Source organism: Paraglaciecola mesophila KMM 241, from assembly GCF_000315015.1.
GTDB classification, from domain to species: domain Bacteria; phylum Pseudomonadota; class Gammaproteobacteria; order Enterobacterales; family Alteromonadaceae; genus Paraglaciecola; species Paraglaciecola mesophila.
This window is the reverse complement of sequence record NZ_BAEP01000075.1, coordinates 229,077-248,093: the sequence shown is the minus strand read 5'-3', so window position 1 is coordinate 248,093 and position 19,017 is coordinate 229,077. Positions and strand designations below refer to the sequence as shown.

15 protein-coding genes are annotated in these 19,017 nt (G+C 44.8%); 9 read left to right on the top strand and 6 right to left on the bottom strand.

Going from position 1 to position 19,017, the window contains the following annotated elements; translation table 11 throughout:
* The first annotated feature begins 61 nt into the window (after positions 1-61).
* Both GMES_RS18870 and GMES_RS18865 read left to right on the top strand, forming a co-directional pair.
* Positions 62-751 (top strand): response regulator transcription factor, encoded by a 690-nt coding sequence (locus tag GMES_RS18870; RefSeq protein WP_006994396.1) that lies wholly within the window; start codon positions 62-64, stop codon positions 749-751.
* On the top strand, positions 748-2,163 hold the full coding sequence (locus GMES_RS18865; protein WP_006994395.1) for a sensor histidine kinase: 1,416 nt from the start codon (positions 748-750) through the stop codon (positions 2,161-2,163). The genes GMES_RS18870 and GMES_RS18865 overlap by 4 nt, the downstream gene beginning before the upstream one ends.
* Before the next feature lies 1 nt (position 2,164).
* Here GMES_RS18865 and GMES_RS18860 read toward each other — a convergent pair whose 3' ends face one another.
* The 5 genes from GMES_RS18860 to GMES_RS18840 all read right to left on the bottom strand — a co-directional run bounded on the left by GMES_RS18860 (position 2,165) and on the right by GMES_RS18840 (position 8,399).
* Complete coding sequence (locus tag GMES_RS18860; RefSeq protein ID WP_039987835.1) at positions 2,165-3,307, bottom strand: PepSY-associated TM helix domain-containing protein; 1,143 nt, start codon at positions 3,305-3,307, stop codon at positions 2,165-2,167.
* A 19-nt stretch (positions 3,308-3,326) separates the two neighbouring features.
* Complete coding sequence (locus tag GMES_RS18855) at positions 3,327-5,384, bottom strand: TonB-dependent receptor (RefSeq protein ID WP_006994393.1); 2,058 nt, start codon at positions 5,382-5,384, stop codon at positions 3,327-3,329.
* 257 nt (positions 5,385-5,641) lie between these two features.
* Positions 5,642-6,496, bottom strand: coding sequence for a co-chaperone DjlA (djlA, locus tag GMES_RS18850; RefSeq protein ID WP_006994392.1), 855 nt, complete (start codon positions 6,494-6,496; stop codon positions 5,642-5,644).
* Positions 6,497-6,537: 41 nt separating this feature from the next.
* On the bottom strand, positions 6,538-7,290 hold the full coding sequence (gene murU, locus GMES_RS18845) for an N-acetylmuramate alpha-1-phosphate uridylyltransferase MurU (protein WP_006994391.1): 753 nt from the start codon (positions 7,288-7,290) through the stop codon (positions 6,538-6,540).
* 71 nt (positions 7,291-7,361) lie between these two features.
* Positions 7,362-8,399, bottom strand: a complete 1,038-nt coding sequence (locus tag GMES_RS18840; protein WP_033185848.1) for an aminoglycoside phosphotransferase family protein — start codon at positions 8,397-8,399, stop codon at positions 7,362-7,364.
* A 97-nt stretch (positions 8,400-8,496) separates the two neighbouring features.
* Between GMES_RS18840 and GMES_RS18835 the strand changes: the two genes are divergently transcribed.
* The 7 genes from GMES_RS18835 to GMES_RS18805 all read left to right on the top strand — a co-directional run bounded on the left by GMES_RS18835 (position 8,497) and on the right by GMES_RS18805 (position 17,540).
* Entirely contained in the window at positions 8,497-10,761 is a 2,265-nt protein-coding gene (locus GMES_RS18835) for an LPS-assembly protein LptD (protein WP_006994388.1), read from the top strand.
* Between the two features lie 67 nt (positions 10,762-10,828).
* Complete coding sequence (gene surA, locus GMES_RS18830; protein ID WP_006994387.1) at positions 10,829-12,124, top strand: peptidylprolyl isomerase SurA; 1,296 nt, start codon at positions 10,829-10,831, stop codon at positions 12,122-12,124.
* Positions 12,125-12,127: 3 nt separating this feature from the next.
* The gene (gene pdxA / locus GMES_RS18825) at positions 12,128-13,108 is read left to right on the top strand and encodes a 4-hydroxythreonine-4-phosphate dehydrogenase PdxA (protein ID WP_006994386.1); all 981 of its coding nucleotides are present in this window, start codon (positions 12,128-12,130) and stop codon (positions 13,106-13,108) included.
* On the top strand, positions 13,105-13,911 hold the full coding sequence (gene rsmA, locus GMES_RS18820; RefSeq protein WP_006994385.1) for a 16S rRNA (adenine(1518)-N(6)/adenine(1519)-N(6))-dimethyltransferase RsmA: 807 nt from the start codon (positions 13,105-13,107) through the stop codon (positions 13,909-13,911). The genes pdxA and rsmA overlap by 4 nt, the downstream gene beginning before the upstream one ends.
* On the top strand, positions 13,912-14,313 hold the full coding sequence (gene apaG / locus GMES_RS18815) for a Co2+/Mg2+ efflux facilitator ApaG/CorD (protein ID WP_006994384.1): 402 nt from the start codon (positions 13,912-13,914) through the stop codon (positions 14,311-14,313). It abuts the gene before it with no gap.
* 14 nt (positions 14,314-14,327) lie between these two features.
* On the top strand, positions 14,328-15,128 hold the full coding sequence (locus tag GMES_RS18810; RefSeq protein WP_006994383.1) for a symmetrical bis(5'-nucleosyl)-tetraphosphatase: 801 nt from the start codon (positions 14,328-14,330) through the stop codon (positions 15,126-15,128).
* 387 nt (positions 15,129-15,515) lie between these two features.
* The gene (locus GMES_RS18805; RefSeq protein WP_006994382.1) at positions 15,516-17,540 is read left to right on the top strand and encodes a methyl-accepting chemotaxis protein; all 2,025 of its coding nucleotides are present in this window, start codon (positions 15,516-15,518) and stop codon (positions 17,538-17,540) included.
* Between the two features lie 105 nt (positions 17,541-17,645).
* Here GMES_RS18805 and lysC read toward each other — a convergent pair whose 3' ends face one another.
* Positions 17,646-19,001, bottom strand: a complete 1,356-nt coding sequence (gene lysC / locus GMES_RS18800; protein WP_006994381.1) for a lysine-sensitive aspartokinase 3 — start codon at positions 18,999-19,001, stop codon at positions 17,646-17,648.
* Positions 19,002-19,017 lie beyond the last annotated feature (16 nt).

The window sequence follows — 19,017 nt, the reverse complement described above, 5'->3', positions numbered from 1 at the left end:
TTGAAAACAAGAATGATTATCAATAACATCTATTAAATCAGCCATTACTTTGTAAACTGCTATGTCCTGCCCACGTATTTTAATCATTGAAGACGACACCACCTTGAGTAGCCAAGTTGCACGGTTGCTTGAAGAAAAGGGATTTAGCATCCAGCAATGTCTTGACGGACAAAAGGGGTTGCTTTGTGCCCTCCAAGAAAGCTTCGACCTGATTTTGTTGGACGTACTGCTACCTTCCCTCAATGGCTTCTCTGTGTTAAATCAAATAAGACGCGTTAAGCAGACTCCCATCATGATGATCACCGCCTGCGGTGCAGAACAAGAGCGGATTGAGGGCTACCGTAAAGGTGCCGATGATTACTTACCCAAGCCATTTAATTTTACCGAAATGATGCTGCGCATTGAAGCCCTGCTGCGCCGAAGCCAACAAAGAATAGAGCCTGTTACAAAAACCTCTGAACTGAAAGTCGATAAACTTCTCCTTAATCGGGCAAAACAGCAGGTTTTCTTTGCAGATTGCGAGGTTGAACTGACACCGATCCAATTTCGATTACTGTGGGTGCTAATCGAAAACAGAAATGAAATCATGAGCAAGGCATTTCTCTATCACAGTGTGTTAGATAGGCCCTTTAGTCGTTACGACAGGAGTTTGGACATGCACTTAAGCCGAGTGCGTAAAAAGTTGGTTGAAGCAGGCATGTCGCCTGAACGCTTACTAACGATGCACGGTAAGGGTTATCGATTTACATGAAGAACACCCTTTTTTGGCGTCTTTGCGCATTTATCGCTTTGGGCACAGTGTTACTTTTTTGGGCATTGAGCTGGCTAACAAATCACACTGAAACGAGCATGAGTTACATCGCACCTGAGCATCAACAACAGCTGCTTAAATATGGTAAACAGGCTGAAGATATTTTACACCGCGAAGGTGAAGCAGCCCTTGCAAGTTGGCTACAAGCGCTGCAGCAAAAAGAGCATACCTGGGCTGCGGTAGTGCGAACAAATATAACTCCTTTTGCAGGTTCAACCATAGAAAACCAGTACCTAGAACGATTTCAAATGGGGAGAAGCGTTGAGTGGAAAATCCACCTGTATTTTGAAGATAACCCCACCATGGAAATCCCCTTTTCAGATGCGACGAGCCATTTTTTGATCCGTCTCCCACAGCGCATGCGCCCTGGGGAATTTCTGATGTACGCAAAAGTTATTTTACAAATAGCTTTACCATTAATACTGCTGAGTATTTTAAGCTTTGTGCTTTATCAACATGTCATGTCGCCGCTACGAAAATTAGAAAATGCTACTAAGGCATTTAGTGAAGGCAAATTAGATGTGAGAGTTGCGCCGTATTTGCCTGAAAGAAACGACGAGTTAGCGCGCCTAGCGGCCACGTTCGATCATATGGCTGAGCGAATAAGTAAGCTTATTTATAATCAAAGGCAGCTGCTCGCTGACTTATCCCATGAATTGCGCACGCCGCTAACTCGAATTGATATGGCTGTAGATTTTGTAGAGCAAAACATAAACCCCAAACAAGCCCTAGAACGCTTAAGATATGAAGCCGCCACTATGCGCAATTTGGTTGAAGACACACTCACATTAGCTTGGCTTAATAATGAATCACCTCGGCTGAATACCGACGACTTCGACTTGGTCGAGTTACTCGATGTTATTTGCGAAGATGCTCGCTTTGAGTATCCAGATCGCCTGTTAACAACAGTCTTACCGGCAAATGCTGGAATAACCCAAAGTAGCCAAACGGCCTTAGGCCAAGCGCTAGAAAACATAATACGCAATGCTTTGCGCTACACGCCAAAAGGCAGCGAGGTAAAGGTGTCGTTAACCGAGCGGGGTAGCGGCTATATCTTGGTCGTTAGGGATCAAGGCCCAGGTGTACCCCAAAGCATGTTGTCAGATATATTTAAACCCTTTTTCCGGGTAGACAAAGCGAGAGCAGCTGATACCTCTTTGGATAGAACCGCCAGTCCTAGTGGCTTTGGCCTAGGACTGGCGTTAGCCCACAGGCAAATTGCAGCGGTAGGCGGTAGCATAAAAGCCTTAAACTATTTCAGTAAAAAGGACGGTAACGACCAGAGCTCGCCACAGGGTTTAGAAATAAACGTTGAGCTTCCTCGCTCATGCCCTTCTAACGGGTCATTTTGATCTATGTGGGTGTATTTCTTTGTCGAGGGACAATAATCAATCGTCGCCAAGCCAATAAAACACCTGTGTAAACTAAAATGCAGGCCACCAAAGACACCGCGCCAGCAATAGTTTGCCCAATCACCCCGAAGTATTCTCCTGTGTGTAAAAATCGAGCTGTGCCCCACGCTTGCCCCGCGCGGGACCAATCTGATTTTCGCAGCATCTTGCTGATGTCGCCGCTGCGGGTATCAAAGTACAACGAATACGCCAGCTCTTGCCTGTGACCAATGCTTTTGTCGATGTAAAAACGTGCTTCGTTTTCATCCTCTTTGACCTCTAACCACATGGAATACCAATCAGCGTAATTATTGCTATTCGCATGATCTATTGCGGATTGAAATAGCGACTCGTAAGGTACAATATCTGCTTGCAAATCTGCGGGTGCTTGGTGTGTTTCCCTTTGCGGCACACTCTCACCAAACGCACCATAGAGCGCTTCATTTGCCCATGTGAAATGAAAAAGGGTGGCTGTTAGCGCAATAATAAACAATGGCAGTAAGCACCAAATGCCAAAGACTAGGTGCCATTGTCGATGACGATGCTGGGGGTTTTGATAGCGCTTAGGTAACCGAAACGCGTGTTTGAGTGCGGTGCGATTGAAGCGTTTTGGTAGCCATAAGTACAGACCGCTTAGCAGCAGAAATAAAAAGACTAGGTTTGCATAAGCGGTGATGTTTTTGCCGATGGCCCGTGAATCGCCCGCAAGCAATAAATAGCGATGCAAATTAGTCACTTGATGGAAAAACGCAGCCGCCGCGCCCTCACCCTGTCGCCTAACCTCCCCCGAATACGGGTGAAGCAAATAATTATTTTTTCCCGACCAGGCAGGTATAGCGGCACCCTCTTTGTTCACCCAGCGTATAAATATATGGTGCTCATTGGGATGGAGTTGGTGCAGGATATCAACAACCTCATCGGTGCTAATACGCCTAGCTGATGCATTAGGCTCTACGGCATATTGCATTTCGCTGAGTTCAATAATTTGCCGCTCGTAGGTCAATAACACACCAGTAAATGACATACAAAAGACAAACAGACCTGTCACCAGCCCCGTCACTAGGTGAGCCCAAAAGACCCACCTCTTTATTATCTTGACGTTCATCGCCATAAATTACTTAAGGCTAAAAGTCGTACGACACAGACAAACGAATATCACGTCCTGCTTCATACGGGCCAATAACCGTGGCAAACACCTCGCTATAGTCGCCAACGCTTGAGTGATCGATATACAACTTATCAAATAAATTGCTGACCGCTAGATTGAGCATCAGATTATTCGTGACATACCATTTACCGTAAATATCCACAGTGGTGTAACTCGGTTTGTTGAGTCGATATAATGTGTCCGTCCAACCTAGGTCGACGGCTTGATGCAGGGTGTCAATATCAATGGAATCAACTTTAGCCACACTCACTCCAACGCTCATATCTGGGTTGATGTCGTAATCTGCACCGGCGACCCAAGTATTTCCTCGGCTGTTCCCTAAACCGACAAATTCATAGCCGTTAATATCAATTGATGAGTAACTGACATTATATAAGTCGTCTCGTGGCTTTAATTCAGTATCAGCACTGGAGAATCCAAGGAATAAATCGATTCCATTTAAATGATATGCCACATCAAACTCAACACCACTTGTATCGAGTGTGCCGATATTATTGAATACCGCATTTCCTTCGTACCCTTCTAAAATAACGTCATCCAAAGACGAGCGATAAACACTAAGCTTAGCGTTCAGATTATTAGTATTGTATTCAACAGACGCTTCGATATTTTCTACGGTTTCAGACACTAGATCCTCTGCCACAACGGGTATATCTGAGCCATCATACAAATAACCGTCAATGGTAAACCCATCACCAATTTGCTTACCTCTAGCTGCCTGTGCAAAGCCTAATCCGAGTGTCCAATTTCGGCTGAGTTCATATGCTAGACCTACATTAAAACTAAGCTCTGAGTCATCAATTGACGCCGCGACGTCCGTTACCGGTTCGCCATAATATTCATCTACCAAGATGTTTTGCTGAAAGTCATAGTCATCATAGCGAACACCATAACTGAGGAGTAGTTCAGGGGTTAAGTCACTGTAACCTTGCACATAAATACCGAGCACGCTCCCTTCTTCCGCGTTTTCAACAGCACCTTGAGCAGGCCCACTAGTCACTTCATCGTTACGATAGTCAACACCGTAAACGAATTTATGCAGCCCTGTTTCACTGGTATTGCGCAGATCAAAGCCATAGGTATCGATTTCAGCTAGCCAATCAAAGCGACCACCGCGAAAAGAAGAGTCGGTTTGATAGGCTGTTGCTTCAATATTAACTAAGGCACTATGAGTAAAGCGATAGTTCGCCACATAGGTATCACGTTCGGCCTCACTTGAGTAAAGCGCATCACCTTCTTGTACCGCCCAATTCGGGCGTGCTGAGAACTCACCTTCTTCGTCACGTTGCTCAACACTGAATGACAGGAATTGATTTTCTGAGATATCACCACTGATCTTTAAAAATGCCATGTCTTGGTCGGCTGCGGTGCCGTATATTTCATCGCCATTCCCATCTTCCATGTTGTCTCGGTCGATCGAGCTGTAATAGCCGAGCACACCCCAAGAATCGCTTAGTTTGCCGTAAAGGCTACCGCTGTAGCGAGTCCCATCGTTTGAAAAATAGTTTGCTTTTAGGCGACCGCCGAACCGCTCATCGGGTTTGAGCATGTCTTGTGCATCTTTTGTTTTAAAGCGAATTGAGCCGCCAATCGCCCCAGGGCCACTTGTTGCTTCGCCTGCCCCGGCTTGCACATCAATTTGTTGTAAAAGGTCTGGGTCAATTGTCACACGACCAATATGATGAAATAAGGTAGACGTCTGTTGTGCCCCGTCTACCGTGACATTCAAAAACGCATCTTCTAAGCCGCGAACATAGATTTTTTGTGCGACCCCCACTGAGCCACCCACACTGACAGAAGGTGAATAACGAAAGATATCCGCGAGATCACTCGCTTGATATTGCTCTATATCTTCAGCGGTAATGCTTAGATTAGTGGCGGCCCCTACAACTGATATTTTCTCAACAGCCGACGCACTTTCAGTTTCGGTTGTGTCTGCATATGCTTGTGCACTCGTTAATGCACTCGCACTGGTTAATGAGCATAATGCACCGATAAATACTCGTTTTTTCAAGAAAAGCTCCCTATTGATTGTTGTTATTTCAAATAAGAAGCATTCTCATTAAGTTTATTGCAAAAACCTAGCACTTTTACATTTGTTACATTTGAGGCGCTTCATGCCGCTTAGCGTAGAGCGTGGGGTTTATTGAAATTCTCGAACATATTAAAAACAATACATTTAGAATAATATGCGATAGGCAAAAACGGCGGCTTTGACAACAGGATAATAGCCGCCCATGAGTCATAAGGAGTTGAGGGTAAAGTTGATGATCAGCGCATGCCGCGCTTTTCTTTGATCATTTCATAAGCAGCTTGAATATCTTGCGCTTTGTTTTTAGCCAGCTCTAGCGCCTGCTTCGGCAAGCCTTTGGAAACCAACTTATCGGGGTGGTGCTCACTCATGAGTTTGCGATACGCTTTTTTGACCGCTTTATCATCATCTGACTCACTCACGCCCAGTATTTGATAAGCATCATTCAATGATTGCTGGGTTGAATAAGTAGACTGGCTGCCCTGGTGTGTTCTGTGTGACGATTGCCCATTTCGCTGACCACCGCGCTGACGAAAACGTATTTCCGCTTCGTAAACAGAGAGTAAATACAGTAGCTCGTTTTGTTTAAACCCAAGATGCAGAGCTGCAGTTTCAAGGACTTTTTGTTCTGCTTTGTCTAACTTACCGTCAACATAGGCTGCTTGAATCAAAATCTCTAAAAAGACCTGCAGTATGTCTCTGCGCCCATGGCAAGACTCTTTTAATTCGACAATGATGTCTTTTAGTGCAAAGTCTGCTTCTTTACCTTCACGAAATGCCTGCTGAGCTTCTTTACGGGTATCTCCCTCTAGCCCCATTTGATCCATTAAGGCGCTAGCCATTTTAATCTCTACATCGCTGACTTTACCGTCCGCTTTAGCAATGTGTCCCATGACTGAAAATAAGGCATGAAAGAAGATTGCCTGCTTTTTAAAGTCATCTTGACTAGTAAAAAAGCCACTGAAGCCGCCCATTTGATTGAAGTCTTGGCTATAGCCTTTGTCAAACATATGCCCGACAATAAAACCCAATATGGCACCGGGGATCCGCCCAAACATAAAACCAAAAATGGTACCTAAAATCTTGCCAATCATCATTTACCCTGTCATAAAATTATTTTCTTGAACTCAGTCGTTCAATCTTGTGCATTTAATTGTGCCAAACGCTCAGGCGTGCCTATATCAATCCACAGGCCATCAAACAAGGTCCCGCTGACTAGCTCATTGGCCATCGCATCGACCAAAACCGGCGCTAAACGCAAACTCGTTGGCGTGAGGCTGTCAAACAACGCCTTGCGGTATACTCCAATACCGCTAAAAGTGTATTTACCCCAATGGCCGTCGCTGTTTGGTGTTTCATCTACCGAACCTTGCGATAGCACTTTGCTCACGCGACTACCCTGTAAGTAAAAATCGCCATCTGGATTGTGTGGGGGGTTTGGTACTAATATCAAGTGCGCCAATGGCAACTCATTGTCAACCAGTGCAGATTTTTCCGAAAATTTATTAAGCATGTTCACAAAAGAAAAGTCAGTGAAAACGTCACCATTTACCACTAAAAAAGCATCTGATGCATCACCTTGACTAAGCAATGGCAATGCTTGCTTTATGCCACCTGCTGTTTCAAGTGCCGTCTCTTCTTTTGAATACACTATTTCTACATTAAAGCGCGAGCCGTCACCTAGCCGTTGTACTATTTTGTCACCCAACCAAGCGTGATTGATCACAACACGCTTGATACCCGCTGTGGCTAAACGTTCAAGATGGTATTCAATCAAGGGTTTGCCGTGCACTTCTAACAAGGGTTTTGGGAGGGTATCTGTTAATGGACGCATGCGTTCACCGCGCCCTGCCGCCAAAATCATCGCGGTATTTATCTTTTTATTCATTTATTAGTGACAACCACTGTTCGTCATAACCACGCGTTATCTTATTCAAGCTTTTTAACGTTCGACTTTACTTAGCCTTTACTGCGAGCGAGTGAGACCACTTTACCTTTCCCTGCGTCTTTTATTGCCAAAACACTGGGTAATACTTCATCTTCCACAAACTTAGCAAACCCGTGAAGCTCTGGATAACCTTTTCCGATATCAACTAAGTAGCCCAAGGTACGGGGTATATCCCCTAAATAATCACTTTTGCCATCTCTGTGGTGAAGGCGTGCGAATATACCGCTGGCTTTTACGTGACGTTGCATACCCGTTAAATCAAACCAACGGGTAAATTTAGCAAGGGAGTATTGCGGATAAAACTGCTGCTGAAATGCACCTAACCAATTGCTGACCCATTCATCCGGCCAGCGCCGGTAACAGTCACGCAGCAACGACACCGCGTCATAAGTAATGGGGCCAATCACTGCATCTTGAAAATCAATCACGCCGATGTCACCGCTTTCAAGCATCATCAGGTTGCGCGAATGGAAGTCTCGATGTACGCCAACTTTTGGTTGCTCAAAAAAACTATCCGCTAACACGTTGAACGTATCGTTCAACATAGTCTGTTGCTCGGTCGTGGTTTGGTAACCCAAATGCACATCTAATAACCACTGGGTGAATATTTCAAACTCACGAGAAAAAAGTTTGTGATCATAGGCAGGTAAAGATGCTTGAGTAGTCGTTATACATTGCTGTACCTTTGGCAGCAGCGCTAACGCCTTGGGATATAGTTGATGGCAACTTTGATCGTTTAATTGATGCGCCAATTGCTCATCACCAAAATCATTGAGACAATAGAAACCTAAGTCATGGTCGGCGGCCAATATATCGGGCACGCACAATCCGTTAGCAGCAAAGAGCTCAGCGACTAATGCAAATTTACGACTATCTTCAAATTTAGGTGGGGCATCAACAGCAATAATGCTGCGACCATCAAAGGTGAAGCGAAAATAACGCCTAAAGCTGGCATCACCGTAAACCATGTGTAATTGTTGACACAAATAAGGTGTGGAATGATTAATCCAATCCATCAGTTGTGCTTGTCTTTGTGCCAATGGGCTCACTTAGGACCTCTTGTTGGGGTAAAAATTGACAGCGAAGAATGGCGAAATATCGCTTTTTTTGCAAGTTTACTAGCAAATCTGCGTGAAACCCTTAAAATTGGAGCTTAACCCCCGTGACTTTAACCATTATCAGGCTGCCTTTTTACCCTACCGTATGAAAATCAAGCAACCTCTTCACGTGCTCTGTTTCTCTGTGTGCTCGCTTAGCGCTGTAGCCCAAGAAACCTGTCCAGCACCTGCAAATACTTTCGTGGTAGAGAAGCGTCTGCCAAACGGACAAATTCAAGTTATATCTAATATGACCTCTATTCAGCAAGATAATTTCGCAGAATTTGAGGGAGACGTAGAAATAACCAACAAAGATTCGCAAATTATTGCCAATAAGGCGCAAATTAATCGTACTACTCAGCAATTAATTGCCACTGGGGATGTGAGTTATCAAAACCCTCAATTGAGCGTGACCAGCCAAAAGGTGCTTCTCAATACCCAGAACAACCGCATGGAAATTGCCGATACGCAATATGAATTGACCACCCTCAATGCTCGTGGTCAAGCAGAGTTGTTAGTGGTGGACCAATCCCAAGGCTTGGAGTTAAACGGCGTCACGTTTTCCACTTGCCCCACCGGTCAAGAAGATTGGTTGGTACACGCGGATAGTATCACAGTGAAACCGGATGAAACCCGCGGTGTCGCGCGCAATGCATTCTTTTATGTGCAAGATATTCCGATTTTCTACTTGCCTTACTATTCCTTTCCTGTGACCGATGCTCGTGAAACTGGTTTATTGTTCCCCCAAATCGGCAGCAGTAGTAGTACGGGTTTTGCTTACGAACAGCCTTATTATTTGAATTTAGACCCCCAGTACGATGCGACGATTACCCCTAGATACATGACTAAGCGTGGTTTGCAGTTAAAGACGGAATTTCGATATTTGACTGAGAACAACAGCGGCCAGATTGATATTGAATACTTGCCTAACGATTCTGATTCAACAACCAATGAGGATCGCTACTTTTATCGCTTCACCCATAAGGGTGCGTTATCAGAAGATTGGGAAGTGAATGTTGATTTTAATGGTTTAAGTGATGACAACTATATTGTCGATTTGGGCTCTGATTATTACAACTCTGCGGATACTCACCTGTTTAGAACCCTAGGTTTGCATTATTACTCCGATGCACTGAATGTCAGTTTGCAACTTAGAGATTTTGAAATTTTAGGTGATCACGATGATACCTACCGCGCATTGCCCGAATTAAAACTCGATTATGTTACCGATTTACCCGCTGGCTTTAAATTTGATATCCACTCGGAGTTAGCCCGGTTCGACAATGCTAATGGTACTAGCCCTAAGGCCACCCGAGCCCATATTGCCCCGACTCTTAGCTTGCCTTTAGAAAATAGCTGGGGGGAATTCTTAGCGGAGACCTCAGTTATGCATACGGTGTATCGCCAAGAGGATATCGAGGGCACTGACTTGTCTCGTGACGTGTCACGCACCTTAGGCCAAGCAAAGCTATACGGTGCTTTAGTCTTTGAGCGTCAGGCAAATTGGTTTGGGGGGAACGTCACCCAGACGCTAGAACCCAGAGCCCAGTACCTTTACACCAGCTATGAAGACCAATCTGATATTGGTTTGTATGACACAACACGATTATTTAACGATTTCGCCGGATTGTTCCGAGGCCAGGAATTTACTGGCCTAGATCGCATCAGCGATAAGAATCAAGTTACCCTTGGAATAACCTCTCGCATAATTGATGAAGATAATAGGGAACAATTTAAACTTAGCTTAGGTCAGATTTTCTATCTTGAAGACAACAAGGTCACCGCAGCGAGTAAAGAAGATGACCGCTCAGCCTTAGCAGCAGAGTTGGACTGGCGCATCGGCAGCAAGTGGTTAGCCCATAGTGAAGTGCAAGTATCAACCCAAACTGACAAAGTTGAACGAAGTAGTATTGGCCTCGAGTATCGACTTGCTAGAGACAAAATGCTGCAAATCAACCATCGATTTGTGCGTGATTTATCTGGCGAACAGATAAGTCAACTAGGCTTAACCGCCAGTTGGCCCATCGCCCAAGACTGGTATTGGGTTGGGCGTTGGTATCGAGATATCGATCGTCACCGTACCATCGAAAGCTACACAGGATTACAATACGAATCATGTTGCTGGGCATTGCGCATCGTAGCCCAACGTCAGTTAACCAGTCGTTTTGATGATAACGGGCTACAAAGTACAGATGAATTTGATTCAGGTATCGCGATTCAATTCCTATTTAAAGGGATTGGCGGTGATAGCTCCGGGCGCGATATGTTAAGAGATGGATTGTTCGGCTATCGACAGCCTTATCTGTTAGATTAGCTCCAAGTACAATAAAAAATAACCCATACACTCAGGTGTAAATTTTAATTAATAAGTAACCAAAAATATGAAATTAACTGTAGTCACTTTTGCCCTTTTGGCATTTATCTCGTTTAACACGTTCGCCAAGCAAGTCCGCTTGGACAACGTAGCAGTCATTGTCGATCAAGGCGTGGTTCTTGAAAGCCAAATTGAAGAATTAGTAAATACCGTAAAACGTAACGCATTAACCAACGATCAAACCTTGCCCTCAGATCGCGTGCTGCGCACCCAAGCGATTGAACGCTTGATTGTGGATAGTCTGCAAAACCAGATGGCTGAGCGTATGGGCATACAAATCAGCGATCCTCAATTAGACCAAACCATAGACAACATCGCCAGAGAAGACGGCACGACAGTAGAAGACCTGCGGAAAAACCTTGCCTCTGAAGGGGTTAGCTTTGAGGTATATCGTGAGCAAGTGCGCAAAGAATTGGTCACTGGTGAAGTGCGCCGCGCGAACGTGCGTCGCCGTATATACATTACGCCTCAAGAAATAAGCAACTTAGTGACGCTTATCGATGAACAAGGCGGACAACAAGCTGAGTATCATTTAGGACATATTCTGATTGGTTTCCCTCCTGAGCCAACCGACGAAGACGTCAGCAAAGCCAAAGACACGGCAGAGAAAGTACTAGAATTACTGAACAACGGCTCTGAATTTGCCAAAATAGCCACGGCTTCTTCTTCAGGTTCAAAAGCCCTTGAAGGCGGTGATTTAGGTTGGATGAACATTAACTCTATGCCAACACTCTTTGCAGAGGCCGTACAAGGCACCAGTAAAGACGACTTAATCGGCCCTATTCGCAGTGGTGCTGGTTTTCACGTATTGAAAATTCTTGATATTCGCGGCATTGAAAAAGTCGAAGTTGCAGAGCTCAAGTCTCGTCATATTTTGATCAAACCATCGGTTATTTTAAGCGATGAGAAAGCAGAAAAGATGCTAACCGAATTTAGAAAAGAACTTTTGGCAGGTGAAGCAGACTTTGCTGAATTAGCCAAAGAGCACTCAGCCGATCCTGGTTCAGCGTTACGCGGTGGTGACTTAGGTTGGGCTGACCCTAACGTTTATGTGCCTGCTTTTAGAGATACGTTGCAGAAATTAGAAGTAGGCGAAATCAGCCAACCTGTGCGCTCTACCCACGGCTGGCATTTAATGCAGTTGATGGACAAACGAGTACAAGACGCTACTGAAAAACGTAAAGAAGACAAAGCGTATCAGTTGTTGTTCCAGCGTAAGTTTGCTGAAGAAACCGAAGCATGGTTGAAAGAAATGCGTGATAGCGCTTATGTTGAATTGCTTGATAAAAAAGATAATAGCTAATTCATGACCATTAAGCTTGCCATAACACCGGGTGAACCTGCTGGGGTTGGCCCAGATTTAATTATCACCTTAGCGCAGCAGCAATGGCAGGCCATGTTAGTGGTATTTGCCAATGCTGCGCTAATGCGTACCCGCGCAAATGCACTGAATATCCCACTGACGTTATTACCATACGATGCAAGCTGCACGGACATTCAACCTGCTGGGTCGCTGTATATTGTTGATATACCGTTGCAGGATGAAGTCATTGCTGGGCAGCTAAATCCAACGAACAGCCAATACGTATTAGATACACTGCACCAAGCTTGCCAAATGAACCTAAATGGCGAATTTCAGGCACTTGTGACAGGCCCGGTACATAAAGGCGTGATCAACGAGGCAGGCATTCCTTTTAGCGGCCACACTGAATTTTTTGCCCAGCAGTCGCACACCCCTGAAGTTGTAATGATGCTGGCCACCGAAGGCTTGCGCGTAACACTCGCTACGACACACATTCCGGTAACAGCGGTATCTGCTGCCATTACGCAGCCTAAACTGGATAAAGTGGTCCGAATCATAGATCATGACCTAAGAACCAAGTTCGGAATTGCTCAGCCGCATATCTTTGTATGTGGGCTCAACCCTCATGCAGGTGAAGACGGGCATATTGGCCGTGAAGAGATAGACACGATCATTCCAGCCCTTAATGCTTTGCGCCAAGACGGCATCAAGCTTACTGGGCCATTACCGGCTGACACCATTTTTAACCCAAAGTATTTGCAACAAGCCGATACCGTGCTTGCTATGTATCACGATCAAGGGTTACCTGTGTTAAAATACAAGGGCTTTGGTCAAGCGGTAAACATCACGTTGGGATTACCCTTTATTCGCACCTCCGTGGACCACGGAACCGCGCTCGATTTAGCCGCTACCGGCCAAGCCGATGTTGGCAGTTTTAGCATCGCTATCAAGGAAGCCATTTCATTGGCAAAAAGTACACAATGAGCAAACAACATTTAGGCCACACAGCCAGAAAACGTTTCGGTCAGAACTTTCTTCACGACCCTTATATTATCGATCAGATCGTATCTGCCATTAATCCCCAAGTGGGAGAAAATGTGGTAGAAATAGGCCCGGGTTTAGGTGCACTTACCGAACCGGTTTGCGAACTTATTGATAAACTAACCGTGGTTGAATTAGATCGCGACCTTGCCCAGCGTTTGCGCACGCATCCGTTTATTGCTAGCAAACTAAACATTGTGGAAAAGGACGCTCTAAAATTCGATTTTTCTGAATTGTTTAGTGAAGAACACCCGTTAAGAGTATTCGGTAACTTACCGTACAATATTTCTACACCTCTGATGTTCCATTTGTTTTCATTCGCGCACAAAGTGCAAGACATGCATTTTATGCTGCAAAAAGAAGTGGTAAACAGGCTTGCCGCATCTCCTGGCAATAAAAACTATGGCCGTTTATCAGTGATGGCTCAATACCATTGCCATATTACACCGGTCATTCACGTACCACCTGAAGCGTTTAACCCACCACCTAAAGTAGATTCAGCGATAGTCCGTCTTATTCCGCACAAAGTGAGACCCGTGGTAGTTAAAAGCGAAGAGTCGCTCAATCGAGTATGTGCTCAAGCGTTTAATCAACGCCGTAAAACCATTCGAAATAGTTTGAAAGAAAGCCTTAGCGAAGCGCAACTTATCTCGCTGGACATTAATCCTGAATTAAGAGCGGAAAACTTATCACTGGCTCAATTTGGACAGATTGCCGATCTTGCGTTTAGTACTCAGGAGGATTAAATGACAAGTTCGTTAAGTACTGGTCACGAATTAAGTGATAAAATTAAGGTTGATGTGCATACCCAACATTTACCAGAGCATACCGCCAATGAGGCGGACAAATACGCTTTTGCTTATGAAATTAACATAGCCAATAACAGTGACGAAAGCGTACAGCTCATCAACCGTTATTGGCTCATCATTGACGGCAATGGTAAACAATCTGAAGTAGAAGGCGCTGGTGTTGTTGGTCAGCAACCGCACATCGAAAGTGGCGATAGCTTTCAATATACTAGTGGCGCGGTACTTGATACCCCCGTAGGCTCAATGCAAGGTTATTACGAAATGCAGGATAAAGATGGCGCACTCTTTCGCGTACCCATTGATATTTTCCGCCTAGCCGTTCCTCATCAAATCAACTAGTTCAGAGTTTACACATGGCTGATTATATCGTGGGTGATATACAGGGCTGCTTGAGTGGCCTTAAAGTCGTTTTAAACAAAGTGGACTTTTCGCCAGGCAAAGACACGCTCTATGCGGTAGGCGATCTTATTGGTCGTGGCCCTGAATCTTTAGATACCCTCGCTTATTTGCACGGATTAGGTGATAGTTTTCACACCGTGTTAGGCAACCATGACTTAAATTTGTTAGCGATATTCTGCGGTGTCAGGCGTGCAAAAAAAGGTGACAAGCTTGATAGCGTCATTGCTTCTACCAACTTTGCAAAATATTGCCATTGGCTACGCCAAAAGCCACTTGCTCTATGCCTCGGAGAAAATACGTTGTTGACCCATGCGGGCTTATACCCAAAGTGGGGCTTCGAGAAAGCATTAGCTTTAAGCTGTGAAATCAGCACGGCCCTACAAGGTCCTCACTGGCAACAATTAGTGCAAATCATGTACGGTGACAAACCCAATCGCTGGGCCGATGACTTGGCAGGCGAGGCAAGGCAGCGTTTTATCATTAATGCGTTTACTAGAATGCGTTTTTTGGAAAAAGACCAACGCCTTGAGTTTGAATGTAAAACCCCACCGCAAGATGCGCCTAAGTCCCTCACCCCCTGGTTTTGCATCGAGAACTTAGAGTTAACACCCCAGCAAAAAGTCGTTTTTGGGCATTGGGCGGCTCTAAACGGTGAAACCAAAAGCAGTAATTTTATTGCCTTGGATACAGGGTTTGTCTGGGGAGGCCACATGACCTTGCTTCGTGCAGATGACGGGTTACAAGTGCAAAGCTAAAACTAAACCATAGTCAATCACTTCCCTATTCATAATTTGCGCATATTGTCATAAAACGTCTTCGGTTTTGTATTATATTAACTAATGCTGAATGCGAAGCATTTCGTTTTTGTCTTAAGTAAAATTAAAAAGTTAGCTAATGTTAACCACTTTTAAGTCGATACTACTTTAGTAGGGTAAGTCTAGGCAGGTTGTGGTGGTTATCGAATTCGATAAGCATTGTGCTAGAGACATAAGTAACATAGGTGTAATCACCTTCAGTACTGTGTAACACTGCCAAGCGAAAGATTAACGTATGCGGCGCGGCAACATGACAGTGCGCATTCAGTTAACGGTAAAATAATCGCCCTAACACCTATAATAAATAGATTTATTCGGAGAGCACACATGAAATTGACTGTAGCAATGCGCGTTGTAGGCGGGTTCGCCATTATTACTTCGCTGCTTATCGTCATGGGAATATTTTCACTCGCCACCTTAGATGATATTGATGACGCTACCGAAGAAGTGAGTAACCTCGCTTTTCCAACGGTCAGTGGCAGTAGTCAACTTAAAGTGTCGTTCTTAAATATGGGGCGCCTGACGGCAGAAGCCTACTACGGTGACGGTTTAAACAGCCTTGATGAAAAAAGCGAGGCTTTTAATAATAGCCAAAGTAATTTTGAAAACGAGTTTAATACCCTCAAGCAGGTAGTCAGCCAAGAGTCCGATTTGAAAGCCTCTTTAGCTGAGGTAGACAGCATTTACGAAGACTACAAAGTCAATGTATTAAAGCTGTTCGATAGCCGTAAAGCTGACCTTGCTATGCGCGATACATTGCGTGGTCAAATTAGCGACATTGAAGATAACGCCGATGACACTTCCTCCTTGATCCTAGATTTCTCTGACCTTGACGAAGTTCAAAATAGTGCCCAACTTGCCAAGGCTTCAGAATTAGCCAATCGCCTTGAAACCAATTTAATGTCACTTATCACAGTGAGTTCAGAGTATATAAAAACCCAAAATTTGGTCAGGGCTGACACCCTAGGCAACGAAGTAGAACTGGTTGTAAACCAAATTCGTGAATCTTTGAATGGCATTCAAAACGCTGCGGGTGGCAACGACCCAAGTGGTACTCTGTCTGAAATCTATCAAATGACGGGTGCTGTCCTAGATTTGGTGAGCTCGTCAACGGGTGTGCTGCAAAACCAAGTGAAGAAGATCAACAAACAGAACGAAGCCACTGCCGCTTACAGAGCTTCTGATGCCAATATCGAACTGGCCATTGCCAAACTTAATACCCTGTCTAAACTTGCTGATGATAAAGCATCGATAGCTAATGAATCAGTTAAAAGCTCAATTAGCTCTGGCAACTTACGAACCACATTTATTGTTATTATCTCGGTCTTAATTGCCAGCGTTATTGCCTTCTTTGGTGTGCGAGCGATTATCAAGCCGCTTAACAGAGTCAATGAGATGCTGAATATTGTTTCATCTGGGGATCTTACTCAACGTTTAGACGACTCTTCCGATGATGAATTTGGCACCTTAGCGAAAAACTGTAATAACTTGGTTAACAGCTTAAAGTCATTAATTTCAGGTATAGGCTCTCGCTCTGCTCAGTTAGCTGCCGCATCAGAAGAAACCTCTGCGGTGACCATGCAAACCACTACATCGATTCAAGAGCAAAAATCACAGATTGCACAAGTTGCTACCGCAACAACAGAAATGCACAGTACGTCCTTGGTTGTCAGTCAAAGCGCTGAAGATACGCTGCGCCAAATTCAACATGCTGATGAAGAAGCCGAGAAGGTTAAAGCTATCTCGGAAGAGAATATTCGCACCATTGAAGTATTAGCTCGTGACGTTGAAGAAGCTGCTGAGGTTATTAACAAGCTTCATCAAGACAGTGCCAGTATTGGCGGCATTTTGGACGTTATCCGCGGCGTAGCTGACCAAACTAACCTACTTGCATTGAACGCGGCCATAGAAGCGGCGCGCGCCGGTGAACATGGTAGAGGCTTTGCCGTTGTAGCAGATGAAGTACGTACTCTTGCCAGTCGCACACAAAAATCGACTCAAGAAATTAACTCGATGATTGAAGTGCTTCAAGCGGGCGCTGAAAAAGCTGTAGCGGTAATGAACCAAGGCAAAGAGCAAACAACCGTTTGTGTTGAGAAAACCGAAGCCTCAACCAAAGCCTTGCAGCTCATTTCTGATGCTGTACACAAAGCGTACGATGTTAGTTCACAAATTGCTCAAGCAGCGAAAGAACAAAACGTGGTGTCACAGGAAATCAGCGAGAAGCTAGAAAACATCGTGAATATCGCCGAAGAAACCTCCGTAGGCGCGCACCAAACGTCTGAATCAAGTCACGAGGTGGCCAAGCTGGCTGAAGAGCTACAAAGTTCTGTACAGCAGTTTAAGGTTTAGTTAGCCTATACTGCTCATTCATTTGGGCACAAAAAAACCGCTACTTTTCAGGTAGCGGTTTTTTTATGCGTAGCTGTTTCATATACCAGCCACTAGTTTTGAAACTTACGCTTCAAATAGATTCTTATGCAGTGCTTTGACGACATTCGTGCTGTCTTGCTCGCTCACGAGCATAGACATATTATGCACGTTGGCACCGAAACAAATCATCCTCAAGTTAAAGTCAGACACGGCAGCGAAGATACGGCTCGATACGCCAGCTGCACTGTGCATGTTATTGCCTACCACCGTGACCAAATCAAAATGCTCTTCAAGCTCTACTTCACAAATCTGGCTAAGCTCTTCGATTGTCTCACGGTTTAACCGTTGCAATACTGAGTTTGGCGGGTTATCCAAAGTGAATGAGACACAAATTTCAGATGTCGTGACCAAATCAACACTTAGGTTGTGCTTGGCGATAATGGTAAATACATTCTGCAAGAACCCCTGAGCGTACATCATCTTAGGCGTTTTCACTGTCACCATAACTTGGTCTTTACGGCGCGTAATAGCGCGATAAGAAGGTTCATGTTCACAATCACGAACAATCCAAGTACCGCCTTTTTCAGGCTCCTTACTTGAACCAACAAATACCTTTATATTTTGACGAAGCGCAGGCTCCATGGTCGCTGGGTGTAACACCTTAGCACCAAAGGTAGCCATTTCTGCCGCTTCTTCGAAACTTAGCTCAGGCAAAGGCCTTGCTGCATTAGTAATGCGTGGGTCCGTGGTATAAACGCCAATCACATCCGTCCAGATTTCACAGCTTTGTGCGCCTAAGGCTTCAGCTAATAAAGCGGCGGTAAAGTCAGAGCCACCACGCCCAAGCGTAGTGGTATTCCCTGCTTCGTCAGAGCCAATAAATCCTTGAGTAACTAGAACTGTTTTAGCTATTTCAGGAGCCATTAGCTTTGCCGCACGCTGCTTTATGCCATCGAGTTGCGGAGCTGCTTGACCAAACTCGCTGTCGGTCAATAGGACATTACGCACATCAAAGTTGTCTGCTGGTAGACCTTGTTGTGTCAACACCTCGGAAAACAGCAGCGATGCCATGCGTTCACCGTGAGACAACAAGCTGTCTTTTAAATCAGGGCGGTGGAGTATTTCTTCATGAAACGCCAATTGTTTCAATGACTCAAGTAACTCCAATAACTTATCTGCCACCAAAGTCGGCGCGCCTAAGTCATTTAATATAGCGAATTCAATGGCTTGTATTTGCTCAATGTAAGCCGAAATTTCATCTTTGGTCAGGGCCTTGTGTGCCAGCTCTACCAGAATATTGGTTACCCCAGCTGATGCACTCACCACCACCACTTTGGTAGCAGGGTTGTCTTTTACCACCTTGGCGCAATTAAGCATGGTGGCGTAGGTTGCGACACTGGTTCCGCCAAATTTAGCTACGTTTATCGAAGACTCACTCAATGTTTTTCCTAATTAG

Excerpts from the sequence above, each read along its gene's own strand:
- GMES_RS18860 (WP_039987835.1), bottom strand. The coding sequence starts at position 3,307 with ATGAACGTCAAGATAATAAAGAGGTGGGTCTTTTGGGCTCACCTAGTG.
- djlA (WP_006994392.1), bottom strand. The coding sequence starts at position 6,496 with ATGATTGGCAAGATTTTAGGTACCATTTTTGGTTTTATGTTTGGGCGG.
- GMES_RS18865 (WP_006994395.1), top strand. The coding sequence starts at position 748 with ATGAAGAACACCCTTTTTTGGCGTCTTTGCGCATTTATCGCTTTGGGC.
- murU (WP_006994391.1), bottom strand. The coding sequence starts at position 7,290 with ATGAATAAAAAGATAAATACCGCGATGATTTTGGCGGCAGGGCGCGGT.
- GMES_RS18805 (WP_006994382.1), top strand. The coding sequence starts at position 15,516 with ATGAAATTGACTGTAGCAATGCGCGTTGTAGGCGGGTTCGCCATTATT.
- rsmA (WP_006994385.1), top strand. The coding sequence starts at position 13,105 with ATGAGCAAACAACATTTAGGCCACACAGCCAGAAAACGTTTCGGTCAG.
- apaG (WP_006994384.1), top strand. The coding sequence starts at position 13,912 with ATGACAAGTTCGTTAAGTACTGGTCACGAATTAAGTGATAAAATTAAG.
- pdxA (WP_006994386.1), top strand. The coding sequence starts at position 12,128 with ATGACCATTAAGCTTGCCATAACACCGGGTGAACCTGCTGGGGTTGGC.
- surA (WP_006994387.1), top strand. The coding sequence starts at position 10,829 with ATGAAATTAACTGTAGTCACTTTTGCCCTTTTGGCATTTATCTCGTTT.
- GMES_RS18810 (WP_006994383.1), top strand. The coding sequence starts at position 14,328 with ATGGCTGATTATATCGTGGGTGATATACAGGGCTGCTTGAGTGGCCTT.
- GMES_RS18870 (WP_006994396.1), top strand. The coding sequence starts at position 62 with ATGTCCTGCCCACGTATTTTAATCATTGAAGACGACACCACCTTGAGT.